Source organism: Pseudomonas sp. FW305-7 (assembly GCF_058786735.1).
This window is the reverse complement of record NZ_JBYSZA010000012.1, coordinates 31,622-43,778: the sequence shown is the minus strand read 5'-3', so window position 1 is coordinate 43,778 and position 12,157 is coordinate 31,622. Positions and strand designations below refer to the sequence as shown.

Genomic DNA, 12,157 nt, shown 5'->3' with positions numbered 1-12,157 from the left:
CTCACCATTTGTGTTTCACCTTGGACACTGTGGGAGCTGGCTTGCCAGCGATTGGAGCGACTCGGTCTTACTGAATCTCTTCAGGCTTGACGATCACCCAGTTCTTGTCCGCCGTCACCGGCAACCCTTCTTTGGCCTGCGCCGCCGCGTGCTTGGCCATCATGCCGTTCAACTGGGTCATGTATTTGTCCTTGCGGTTGACCCACAAGTGAATGCCGCCCTTGGCCACGTCAACATCGTGGAACAGCATGTAACCGTCGCTGGTCGGGGTATCGCCACCCACCAGTACCGGTTTTTTCCATTCGTCGATGTAGGTAAGGATGGCCGCGTGCTTGCCGGCCATCCACGTTGCTGGCGTCCACAGGTATGGCGTCAGTTCGAGGCCAAGGTTGGCCTTCTCGTCATATTTGCCGGCGGTAATCTGCTTGCGCGCAGTGGTCAGCTCGCCGGTTTCGCGGTTCTTCAGCAACGTGGTCACGCCGATGACGTTCTGCGGTTTGACGTTGTAGCCATACTTCGGATCGGCCGCGACCATGCGCACCAGTTCTTCCGAGGCCGCAGTCATCACGTAGACCTCGATGCCGTTCTCCATCAGCTTGTTGTACAGCTCAACCTGGCCGGTGAAGATTTTCGGTGGTTGAACGTCGAGGTTCTTCACCACATCGCCTTCGTAATAAGTCGCCGGCACCGGCTTGCCCGAGGCCATCAACTCATCGACGTAGCCCTTAAGCTCCTTGAGGGTGAAGCCGGAGAACACCTGCGCCACCCACGGGTAGCAGACCATGTCGTCGACTTCGCAGAGGCGATAGTAGTAACTGAACAGGCTTTCCTTGTGGTCGGCGGTGTCCTTGAACGGCATCAGCTTCAGGGAGGGATCGAGCTTGTCGCGGGTGATCAGGCCCTTGTTTTCCATGAATGGCAGCAAGGACTCTTCGAGGTCGTAGCGGTAACTGGTGTTGTCCATGTCGAACACTGCGTAGTTACCCTTGTTGGCGTTGGCGGCGATCATCGCGTCCAGTGCCTTGGCCTGATCCGCCGGCCAGTGTTTGAGGTCGGTGGCGAAAGCCTGACCGGCCAGGCCCAAACCTACAGTCAGTGCGACAGCCAGAAATTTCGGTGCGAACTTCATCGATGCTTTCTCCCTGAGCTAAAGACATCGACGCTAACAAATATGTGTGACAGTCCTCGTCTGTCAGCGACCGCTCACGTCCCCATTGCGCCAAATGCATTGCCGAGAGCGACACGCGCTTATTCCAAAAACGACGGAAGACCTTCAATTTCGGTATTAAATCATTGCAAATCAAACTGTTAGGCTTGCCGGTTCGCAGCAGCCCCGGAAGGCTGTTGGCACAGTCTTACCTGGAGATCTCATGAATCTACCGTTGATTCTCAACCTGCTGGTGTTCCTCGCCCTGCTCTTCGGTCTGGCGCAAACCCGCCACACCACCTGGAGCCTGGCGAAAAAAGTCCTGCTCGCGCTGGGATTGGGTGTTGCGTTCGGTGTTGCGCTGCACACGATCTACGGTGCCGGCAACCCGGTGCTGAAAGCCTCGATCGGCTGGTTCGATCTGGTTGGCAACGGTTACGTGCAGTTGCTGCAAATGATCGTCATCCCGCTGGTGTTCGCCTCGATCCTCAGCGCCGTGGCGCGCCTGCACAACGCTTCGTCGTTGGGCAAGATCAGCTTCCTGACCATCGGCACGCTGCTGTTCACCACGGCGATTGCGGCGCTGATCGGTATCGGCCTGACCAATCTGTTCGGCCTCACCGCTGAAGGTCTGGTCGCCGGCACCCAGGAAATGGCCCGTCTGCAAACCATCCAGACCGACTACGCCGGCAAGGTTGCCGACCTGAATGTGCCGCAATTGCTGCTGTCGTTTATCCCGCAGAATCCGTTCGCCGACCTGGCGCGGGCCAAGCCGACCTCGATCATCAGCGTGGTGATCTTCGCTGCATTCCTGGGTGTTGCCGCGCTGCAACTGCTCAAGGACGACGTCGAGAAAGGTCAGAAAGTGATCAACGCCATCGACACCCTGCAAGCCTGGGTGATGCGTCTGGTGCGTCTGGTCATGAAGCTGACCCCGTACGGCGTGCTGGCGCTGATGACCAAAGTGGTCGCCGGTTCCAACCTGCAGGACATCATCAAGCTCGGCAGCTTCGTCGTGGTCTCGTACCTCGGTCTGGGCCTGATGTTCGTGGTTCACGGTTTGCTGGTGTCGGCGGCCGGGATCAACCCGCTGCGTTTCTTCCGCAAGATCTGGCCGGTGCTGACGTTCGCGTTCACCAGCCGTTCCAGCGCCGCCAGCATTCCGCTGAGCATTGAGGCGCAGACTCGCCGCCTGGGGATTCCACAATCCGTTGCAAGCTTTGCCGCTTCATTCGGTGCGACCATCGGCCAGAACGGTTGCGCGGGCCTGTACCCGGCGATGTTGGCGGTGATGGTTGCGCCAACGGTGGGCATCAACCCGCTGGATCCGCTGTGGATCGCGACGCTGGTGGCGATTGTGACCCTGAGTTCGGCCGGTGTGGCCGGCGTGGGTGGCGGTGCGACGTTCGCCGCGCTGATCGTGCTGCCGGCGATGGGCTTGCCGGTGTCACTGGTGGCGTTGCTGATTTCGGTTGAGCCGCTGATTGATATGGGTCGTACGGCGTTGAACGTGAGTGGTTCGATTACTGCTGGTGCGATTACCAGTCAGGTGATGCAGCAGACCGATAAAGAGTTGCTGGATGCCGATGAGCATGCGGAGCTTGCTCAGGCTTAAGGTCTTCTTGGCCTGATCTGGCCCTATCGCTGGCAAGCCAGCTCCCACAGTGTTCGAGGTGAAACACATATTGTGTGAACACCATCGATCCCTGTGGGAGCTGGCTTGCCAGCGATGCTTTTAAGCCTTTTCCCAGACTTCAAAGTTGTACGCCGGCTTATCGCCTTCCGCCGGATTCGGCACGTTCGACACCAGTTTCCACTGGTTCAAATCGAACTCCGGAAACCATGCATCGCCCTCCGGGCTCAGCGCCACACGGGTCAGATACAAGCGATCCGCATCGGCCAGCCCTTGCGCATACAACTGCGCCCCGCCAATCAGCATCAGCTCATCGACGCCCTGCTCTTTCGCCCACTCTTCGGCGCGAACCACGGCAGCCTCCAGCGACGGATAAACCTCCGCACCTTCGAACACCAGGTCTTGCTGACGGCTGACCACGATGTTCAAGCGTCCCGGCAGCGGACGACCGAGGGAATCCCAGGTCTTGCGACCCATGATGATCGGCTTGCCCAAGGTCGTCGCCTTGAAGTATTTGAAGTCCCCCGGCAGGTGCCAGGGCATGCTGTTGTCGACGCCGATCACACGGTTTTCACCGAGGGCTGCGATCAGGCTGAGGGGGAGTGATTTAGTCATGCCGGCGAGGATACCAGAGCCTCGCTTGACCCGATAAGCGCCACAGCGGTTATGCTCACGGCTCAATTGAGCGACGGGATGCCGCGTGACACAACTGACTCCACTGCAAAACCTCTGGTTGACCGAAACCGTGCGCCTGCGCGAAGAACACGCAGGTCCCCTGGATGATCTGGAAGCCAATCGCCTGGCCCGCGCGGCCGGCGGCGATCTGCCGAGCCGGATTCAGCGCCGTGCGCTGTGGCTGGCTGAGCGTGACGGGCTGACATCTGCACTCAAACACTGGCTGCAAGGCGCGCGTCTGGCGCTGATGTTGCTGATGATTTTCGCCGTATTGAGCGGTGCCGGGCTGGCCTTCGCCGCGCTGGGACAAACCCCGGTCAACGTGTTCTGGGCCTTGGGCAGCCTGCTCGGGCTGAATCTGATTCTGTTGCTGAGCTGGGCGCTGGGGCTGATTTTTGCCGGCGAACACGGTGCCACTTTGGGCCGCCTGTGGTTGTGGCTCAGCGAAAAGTTCGCCCGCGACGCCAAAGCCGCGCAACTGGCGCCAGCGCTGCTGCTGATGCTTCAGCGCCAGAAGCTCAATCGCTGGGCGCTGGGTGCATTGGTCAACGGCTTGTGGTTATTGGCGATGCTCAGCGCACTGATTCTGTTGCTGACGCTGATGGCGACCCGGCGCTACGGCTTTGTCTGGGAAACCACGATTCTCAGTGCCAACACCTTTATCCACGTCACTCAGGCACTCGGCTATCTGCCGTCGCTGCTCGGTTTCAATGTGCCGACCGTGGAGATGATCCGCGCCAGCGGCGACAGCGCACTCGACATCGAAAGCGCCCGCCAGGCCTGGGCGACATGGCTGGTTGGCGTGCTGGTGGTCTACGGCGTCGTCCCGCGGTTGTTGCTCGCGCTGTTTTGCCTGTGGCGCTGGAATGCCGGCAAAGCCGCACTGCGTCTGGACTTGAACCTGCCCGGCTACGCGCAACTGCGCGAACGCCTGATGCCCACCAGCGAACGCCTCGGCGTCAACGACCCGGAGCCTGCGCAGATGCATCGCGTCGAAAGCGGCGTGGGTGAACTCGCCAGCGAAGGCGCGCTGCTGGTCGCCATCGAACTCGATGAGCAACGCCCATGGCCGCCCGCCCTGCCGAAAAGCGTCAGCAACGCCGGCATCCTCGACAGCCGCGAATCGCGCAACAAACTCCTCGAACAACTGAGCCGCTTCCCCCCGGCACGTCTGGCCATCGCCTGTGATCCACGACGTTCGCCGGATCGCGGCAGCCTCGCCTTGATCGCCGAACTGGCACGCAGTGCGGGCGAAACCCGGGTCTGGCTGCTGCAAGCGCCACCCGGCGAAGCGCTGGACGCCGAGCGCCTCGGTGACTGGCACATTGCGCTGCAACAACTGGAGTTGCCCTTCGCCGATTGCGCACCGCTGAACTGGCTGGAGACGGGTCATGACTGATACCTGGAAAGCGCCGCTGAAACTCGCGGTGGTCGGCCACACCAACGTCGGCAAAACCTCACTGTTGCGTACGCTGACTCGTGATGTCGGCTTCGGCGAGGTCTCCCATCGCCCAAGCACCACCCGCCATGTCGAAGGCGCGCGGTTGTCGGTGGACGGCGAACCGTTGCTCGACCTCTACGACACGCCGGGGCTGGAAGACGCCATCGCCCTGCTGGATTTTCTCGAACGCCTGGAACGCCCCGGCGAACGCCTCGACGGCCCGGCGCGGCTGGCGCGGTTTCTCGACGGCAGCGAGGCGCGTCAGCGTTTCGAACAGGAAGCCAAGGTGCTGCGGCAACTGCTCGCCTCCGACGCCGGTTTGTATGTCATCGACGCCCGCGAGCCGGTGTTGGCCAAGTATCGCGATGAACTGGAAGTGCTCGCCAGTTGCGGTAAACCGCTGCTGCCGGTGCTGAATTTCGTCAGCAGCGCCAATCATCGCGAGCCGGATTGGCGTGAGGCGTTGGCGCGGCTCGGATTGCATGCATTGGTGCGTTTCGACAGCGTCGCGCCGCCGGAGGATGGCGAGCGGCGGCTGTACGAGAGTCTGGCGTTATTGCTGGAAACGGCGCGACCGCAACTGGAACGGTTGATCGCTGATCAGCAAGCCCAGCGCCTCGCCCGCCAGCAAAGTGCGGCGCGCCTGATCGCCGAATTGCTGATCGACTGCGCCGCGTGTCGACGCAGTGTGGTCAGTGAAGCCGAGCAGGAACAGCAAGCCATCAGCGAATTGCGCAAAGCCGTGCGTCAGCGCGAACAGAAATGCGTCGAAGCGCTGCTCAAGCTCTATGCGTTTCGCCCGCAGGATGCGGCGGCGAGTGATTTGCCTCTGCTGGATGGGCGTTGGGGCGATGACCTGTTCAATCCGGAAACCCTCAAGCAACTCGGTGTGCGGGTCGGTGGCGGCATCGCCGCAGGCGCGGCGGCGGGGGCTGGCGTCGATTTGCTGGTCGGCGGAATTACTCTCGGCGCAGCGGCGTTGGCTGGCGCGATTGCTGGCGGTGCGCTGCAAACGGCGCGCAGTTATGGCAGTCGCTTGCTCGGCAAGATCAAAGGCCAGCGGGAATTGACGGTGGATGACGGGGTGCTGCGGTTATTGGCGTTGCGCCAGCGGCAGTTGTTGCTGGCGCTGGATCAGCGTGGGCATGCGGCGATGGACGCGGTTCAGGTGGCGACGCCGCAGGACAAGACCTGGCGTGAGGGCAAGTTGCCCGAGGCGCTGAGCAAGGCGCGGGCGCATCCGCAATGGTCCTCGCTCAATCCGCAGGCGAAATTGAATCAGGCAGAGCGGCAGGAGCAGATTGAATCTTTGGCCAAAGAGCTCTAGCGCCTGACCTGGCCCCTTCGCTGGCAAGCCAGCTCCCACAGTGTCCGAGGTGGAACACATATTGTGTGAACACCATCGATCCCTGTGGGAGCTGGCTTGCCAGCGATAGCCGCACCTCGGTCTAACGCCTCAAGCAGCCAAAAGTCGCGCCGCTTTGTCCTTCAAAACCCCAAGATCCATCACCGGCACCGCCGTTTCCTTGGCCAGCTCATCCCACTGCCGCATCCGCAGACTGACCGCACACAGCGGATCGCGCTCAAACACATCCGCCTCAGCCCCCGTCATCACCCCGCCCTGATATTCCAGCGTCCGCCGACTCGCCTCACTCAAACGCTCGAAATACCCCGGCTCGCGTAAGGTCAGATACCGCTTGGCCTGCACGTGATATTCCACCAACCGTGCCAACCGCTCGCTGAAGCCGGCCTCACGCAAATAATCCGCGCCCAACCGTTCATGGCTGACCACCCCATAGCCGCCCATGCTCTGTGCACCTTCGGCACACAAATGGCCGATGTCGTGGAAGAACGCGGCGAGCACCACTTCATCATCAAAGCCTTCAGCCATCGCCAACTGCGCTGCCTGAGACATGTGCTCGATCTGTGATACCGGCTCACCGATGTAATCGCTGCTGCCGAAGCATTCATACAGCGCAAACACCCGGTCAACGACTTGCGCGTGATCTGCCATCAAACCTCCTCCAGCAACTGCGCCACGTTGCACTCGGCCATCGCCGGGCCGACGCTCATGCCGACGCCCGTGTGCATCAGCGCCACACTTAACCCCGGAGCCGGGCGCAAAAACGAAAACGGCCCAGGCCCCCGTGAACCATAGACGCCCTGCCAGCGCTCGACCACTTGCACCTTGCAGCCCAGCGTCTGCTCGGCCAGTTCGATCATCCAGTCGTCCACGTGCTCGGCATTGAATGGCGATGGATCGCTGCCGTAATGGTGCGAGTCGCCGATGATCAACTCGCCGTACGGCGTCGGGCTGATCAGCAGGTGGATACCGTTTTCATGCAGGTGCGGTTGCTCCCGAAGGATCTGCGCCTGCAGCGCCGCCGCTTCCGGCAGGTCGGCAAAGGCGCCGTAGTGCACGCAGCTCAGGCCGGTGAGCAAGGCGTGTTGCAGATTCAGCTCGATCTGCGGTTTTGCGCGGAGCATTTGCAGGCGGCAGATCTGCGGATCGAGCGTGGCAATCGGCTCGGCCAGCAAGGTCTGATAGTCGTGGCCGGAGCAGACAATGATCTGCTTGGCGCTGAAACGGCCGACAGTGCTTTGCAGGTGCCCCGGCTCGACATCGCGCACCAGTGTGGAGAAGTGGAATTCGACGCCGAGGTCGCGGCGCAGGTAGTCGATCAGCGCCGGAATCGCTTCGCGCGAGTACAACTGTTGATCGTCCATGCCGTGCAGAGCGGCGCGGTGATGGCTGAACTGGCCGTTGTACAAATCGCGCAGTGCCGCGCCGCGCAGTAGGTCGACGTTGTAACCGTGCTCGACGGCGCGACCGGCGCAGAAGGCTTCGAGCAGATGCTCTTCGGCTTCAGTGCGGGCGAACAGGTACGAGCCGTTGCGCTTGATTTGCAGGCCGGCGAGTTTTGCCCAGTCGCCCCAGATCTCGCGGCTGGCCTTGGCCAGTTCGAGCATTTGGCCTGGCGGCTGACCAGTGACCAGCGCCTGACCGAAGTTGCGCACCGAGGCGCCGAGGGGCGTGGCAGTGCGTTCGAAAACGGCGACTTTGAGGCCGCGTTTGGCGGCGGCGTAGGCGTGGGACAGGCCGAGAATGCCGGCGCCTACGATGAGCAGGTCTTTGTGGTGTGTCATTTAGAGATGCTCTGAATGCGAGACCGCTATCGCTGGCAAGCCAGCTCCCACAGTTGACCGAGTTGTCCAGACGGACGCGGTCCAGTGTGGGAGCTGGCTTGCCAGCGATGAGGCCCTGTCAGTCGAAAAAATCTTACTTGGCGGCGACTTTCTCGGACTTGCCGTCATAGCGCTTGCGCCACTCGGTGAGGATCTCGTCGCGATTCTTCGAGGCCCAGGCAAAGTCGTTCTTGATCAAACGCTGCTCGTAATCGGCCGGCAGTTCGGTCTGCGGCTTGGCGATGCCCGGTTGCGCGAGGACGGCGAAGTTCTCCTTGTACAGGTCCATCGCCTCGGCGCTGGCGGAGAAGTCCGCGAGTTTCTTCGCGGCTTCTTCATGCGGCGTGCCTTTGATCACGGCGGTCGCTTCGATCTCCCAGCCCAGGCCTTCCTTCGGCAGGATGATGTCCAGCGGCGCGCCCTGGCGCTTCAACTGTACGGCCGGGTATTCAAAGGAAATGCCGATAGGGAATTCCCCCGCCGCCGCCAGTTTGCAAGGCTTGGAACCGGAGTGAACGTACTGGCCGATGTTCTGGTGCAGGCCGTCCATGTAGGCCCAGCCCTGCTTCTCGCCGAAAGTTTGCAGCCAGGCGCTGACGTCGAGGAAACCGGTGCCGGACGACGCCGGGTTGGGCATGACGATCTTGCCTTTGTACTCAGGCTTGGTCAGATCCTGCCAGCTCACCGGTTTGCTCAGGCCCTGCTTTTCGGCTTCGACGGTGTTGAAGCAAATGGTTGCGGCCCAGACGTCCATGCCGACCCAGGCGGGCGGGTTGGCGGCGTCCCGGTAGTTCGCGCCGATCTTGCCCAGATCCTTCGGCGCGTAGCTTTGCAGCATGCCCTGCTGATCGAGGATCGCCAGGCTGGAAGCCGCGAGGCCCCACACCGCATCAGCCTGCGGACGGGCCTTTTCGGCCAGCAGTTTGGCGGTGATGATCCCGGTGGAATCGCGTACCCATTTGATTTCGACGTCCGGGTTGGCCTTCTCGAAAGCCTCTTTGTAGGACTTCAGTTGCTCGGCTTCGAGGGCGGTGTACACCGTCAACTCGGTTTTTGCCGCGAAGGCATTCAGGCTGAAAGTCGCGAGCACAGCAGCGGCCAGGGCCATAGGCTTGAACATGATCGTTTTCCTGTCTTTTGAGTTGAGGGGTCTGGAAAATCAGTGACCGGGCGCGGTTTGCCGCCAGGCCTGGGAACGGCGCAGCAAGCCGCGCGAAGCCCACGCCAGCAGCAAGGACACGCCCGCCGAGGTGAACAGAATCAGGGTCGACATCGCCGCCGCGCCGCCGACGTTGCCGGCATCGTCCATATTCAGCACCGCCACCGCTGCGAGGATGGTGTCGGGGCTGTAGAGGAAGATCGCCGCCGACACGGTGGTCATCGCCGAGACAAACAGGTAGCGCACGATGTCGAGCAGCGCCGGCAGGCAAATCGGCACGGTCACGCGCAGGTAGTGCCGATACAGCGGCGCCTTCAGCGAGAGCGCGGCGGCTTCGAACTCGGCATCGAGTTGGCGCAGCGCGGTGGTCGCGGTCATTTGTGCGGTGGTCAAATAGTGAGCAATGGTGCAGACGATCAGCAGCGTCATCGTCCCGTACAGCACGTGCAGCGGGTTGCCGGTGAGGTTGAAGAAGAAGACGTAACCCAAGCCGAGCACCAGCCCCGGCACCGCCATCGGGATGAAACTGAGCATGCGCAGAGTCAGGTTGAGGCCACGTTGTGTGCGGGTCTTTTCCATCAGATACGCGCCAGTGAAGATCAATACGCTGCCGATCAGCGCCGTGCCCAGCGCCATCTTTAAGCTGTTGCTGTAGGCCAGCCAGCCACCGCCGGCGGTTTCGTTGAACTGGTAGTGGTTGAGCGACAACGACAGGTTGTATGGCCAGAACTTCACCAGCGACGAGAACACTGCCATGCCGAATACCAGAATCAACGCGGCGCTGATCAACAAGACAATCGCTAGATAGCAGCCATCGCGCAATTTCGACGGTGCCGGTTTGAATACTTGGGCACGGCCGCTCATGGAGTCGCCGTGACGGCGGCGCAGCCAGGCATCGACACCAAAGCTGAACAGCGCGGGCAGCAACAGCACCATGCCGATCAACGCCCCGCGACCGAACTGCTGCTGACCGACCACGGCTTTGTAGGCTTCCAGCGCCAGCACTTGGTAGTCGCCACCCACCACCACCGGCACGCCGAAATCGGTGATGGTCAGGGTGAACACCAGACAGAACGCGGCGAACACCGCCTGACGCGTTGCCGGCCAAGTGATACTGCGAAATGCCTTGGCAGGGCTGGCGCCCATGCTCGATGCCGCATCAAACAACCGTGCATCCGCCAGCGACAGTGCCGAGAGCAAAATCATCAGCGCATGCGGAAAGGTGTAAATCACCTCGCCCAGCACAATGCCCCAGAACCCGTAGATGTTGTCCGAGAGCAGCCCGCGCAACATGCCCTGGTTGCCGAACAGATAGACCAGCGCAATACCCGGCAACATCGACGGCGCCATCAACGGCAGCAGGGAAATCCCGCGCCAGATGCCCTTGGCCGGAATCAGCGTGCGTTGCAAAGCGTAGGCAAACAGGTAGGCCAGCGGTACGACGATGGCCGCCACGCTGAGGGAAACTTTCAGGCTGTTACCGAGCAACCAGTGGAAATTCTCGCTGGTCACCAGCTCCTTGGCGGCGAGCCAGCCACCGCCCTGCCCGGCCTCGCTACTGAAGCCACGCCAGAAGATCGCCAGCAGCGGCAACAGCACCGCGACACCGAGCAAAAGCAGCAAGAGGACTTTGCCGCCGACTACAAAGATTCGGTCGCCAATCTCGGCTTTCGAGGACTGTCGCACCTGCTTGTGCGGTAGCGGCAGCGCGAGGTTGCTGTTCATCAGGCAAATACCTGCAGGCTGCGCGGCGGCAAGGCGACCATGATCTGCTGCGCGCCGAGGCGTGGCATGGCTTCCGGCGCCAGTTCAGCGAGCAGCGCGTGGCCCGGCAGTTGATCGAGTTCGAAGCTCATGCGGCAGCGATTGCCGAGGAAGGTGATCTCACGGACTTTGGCCGGGAACAGGTTTTCTTCATGCACCAGCGGATTGACGTTGATCGCTTCCGGGCGGCAGAACAGTCGCCCCGAGGCGCCGCTCACGCTGCCGTCGGCCAGACGCACATTCATTCCGCCAACCCGCGCGTGGCTGTCGCTGCTGCGCTGGAACGGCAGCCAGTTGCCCTGGCCGACAAACTCGGCCACGAACGGCGTGGCCGGGCGATTATAGATTTCCTGCGGGGTGGCGTACTGCTCGACGCGGCCGTTGTTCATCACGGCAATGCGGTCGGCCATCAGCATGGCTTCGTCCTGATTGTGGGTGACCATCAGGGTGGTGATACCGAGGTTGCGCTGCAGTTGGCGCAGCTCGGTGCACAGGTGCTCGCGGACGCGGGCGTCGAGGGCGGACATCGGTTCGTCGAGCAACAATAACGAAGGTGCTGGGGCCAGAGCGCGAGCCAGCGCGACGCGTTGCTGTTGGCCGCCGGACAATTGGCCGGGGTATTTTTTCTCACTGCCGGTGAGGCCGACCAGTTCCAGCATCTGCCCGACGCGACGGCGCACTTCGTCGCGACCGCTGCCGGCCAGGCCGTAGGCAATGTTCGCTTCGACGGTCAGATTGGGAAACAGCGCGTAGGACTGGAACAAAATCCCGTAGTCGCGGGCCTGCGGTGCGAGGTGCGAAACGTCGCGATCACCGAGATACAACTCGCCGCTGTCCTGCTTTTCCAGACCGGCGATGCAGCGCAGCAGCGTGGTTTTACCGCAACCCGAGGGGCCGAGCAGACAGACCAGCTCACCGGCCGCGACGTCGAGGGAGACGTTATCCAGCGCAGTAAAAGCGCCAAAGCGCTTCTGCACGCCGCGCACTTTCATCGGCGCACCGGGGTTGGTCAGGGCAGTTGCGATTGCAGGATTCATGGGACAGACCTCATCAAGCAGATGGGGCCAATCCTAGAGTTGTAATGCGTCGGTCATGTGGCAGTAAGGCAAAAACGGCCGATAGCGGTATTCGGGGATTTTGGTTCACCAGAGA

Annotated in this window: 10 protein-coding genes; 3 read left to right on the top strand and 7 right to left on the bottom strand. The window is 61.7% G+C overall.

All coding sequences use genetic code 11. From position 1 onward, the window contains the following. Positions 1 to 67: 67 nt before the first annotated feature. Entirely contained in the window at positions 68 to 1,129 is a 1,062-nt protein-coding gene (locus AC3WMT_RS16030) for an HAD family hydrolase (RefSeq protein ID WP_103304339.1), read from the bottom strand. A gap of 241 nt (positions 1,130 to 1,370) precedes the next feature. Here AC3WMT_RS16030 and AC3WMT_RS16025 point away from each other — a divergent pair, with 241 nt between their 5' ends. Then, on the top strand, positions 1,371 to 2,762 hold the full coding sequence (locus tag AC3WMT_RS16025; RefSeq protein ID WP_103304340.1) for an L-cystine transporter: 1,392 nt from the start codon (positions 1,371 to 1,373) through the stop codon (positions 2,760 to 2,762). A 120-nt stretch (positions 2,763 to 2,882) separates the two neighbouring features. Here the strand turns inward: AC3WMT_RS16025 and AC3WMT_RS16020 are convergent, their stop codons facing one another. After that, on the bottom strand, positions 2,883 to 3,395 hold the full coding sequence (locus tag AC3WMT_RS16020) for a dihydrofolate reductase (protein ID WP_103304341.1): 513 nt from the start codon (positions 3,393 to 3,395) through the stop codon (positions 2,883 to 2,885). A gap of 85 nt (positions 3,396 to 3,480) precedes the next feature. Here AC3WMT_RS16020 and AC3WMT_RS16015 point away from each other — a divergent pair, with 85 nt between their 5' ends. Beyond that, the gene (locus AC3WMT_RS16015) at positions 3,481 to 4,854 is read left to right on the top strand and encodes a DUF2868 domain-containing protein (RefSeq protein WP_103304342.1); all 1,374 of its coding nucleotides are present in this window, start codon (positions 3,481 to 3,483) and stop codon (positions 4,852 to 4,854) included. Next, positions 4,847 to 6,223: a GTPase/DUF3482 domain-containing protein gene (locus tag AC3WMT_RS16010; protein WP_103304343.1), complete on the top strand. Its 1,377-nt coding sequence runs from the start codon at positions 4,847 to 4,849 to the stop codon at positions 6,221 to 6,223. The genes AC3WMT_RS16015 and AC3WMT_RS16010 overlap by 8 nt, the downstream gene beginning before the upstream one ends. 129 nt (positions 6,224 to 6,352) lie before the next feature. Here the strand turns inward: AC3WMT_RS16010 and AC3WMT_RS16005 are convergent, their stop codons facing one another. The 5 genes from AC3WMT_RS16005 to AC3WMT_RS15985 form a co-directional block, all read right to left on the bottom strand. Further along, positions 6,353 to 6,910: a phosphonate degradation HD-domain oxygenase gene (locus AC3WMT_RS16005; protein WP_103304344.1), complete on the bottom strand. Its 558-nt coding sequence runs from the start codon at positions 6,908 to 6,910 to the stop codon at positions 6,353 to 6,355. Continuing rightward, complete coding sequence (locus tag AC3WMT_RS16000) at positions 6,910 to 8,043, bottom strand: TIGR03364 family FAD-dependent oxidoreductase (protein WP_103304345.1); 1,134 nt, start codon at positions 8,041 to 8,043, stop codon at positions 6,910 to 6,912. The genes AC3WMT_RS16005 and AC3WMT_RS16000 overlap by 1 nt, the downstream gene beginning before the upstream one ends. A 133-nt stretch (positions 8,044 to 8,176) precedes the next feature. Next, a complete protein-coding gene (locus tag AC3WMT_RS15995; protein WP_034153698.1) occupies positions 8,177 to 9,202 on the bottom strand; it encodes a putative 2-aminoethylphosphonate ABC transporter substrate-binding protein in 1,026 nt (341 codons plus the stop codon). 39 nt (positions 9,203 to 9,241) lie between these two features. Further along, positions 9,242 to 10,966, bottom strand: a complete 1,725-nt coding sequence (locus AC3WMT_RS15990; protein WP_103304346.1) for a putative 2-aminoethylphosphonate ABC transporter permease subunit — start codon at positions 10,964 to 10,966, stop codon at positions 9,242 to 9,244. Continuing rightward, on the bottom strand, positions 10,966 to 12,042 hold the full coding sequence (locus AC3WMT_RS15985) for a putative 2-aminoethylphosphonate ABC transporter ATP-binding protein (RefSeq protein ID WP_103304347.1): 1,077 nt from the start codon (positions 12,040 to 12,042) through the stop codon (positions 10,966 to 10,968). Before AC3WMT_RS15985 ends, AC3WMT_RS15990 begins: the two co-directional genes overlap by 1 nt. Positions 12,043 to 12,157 lie beyond the last annotated feature (115 nt).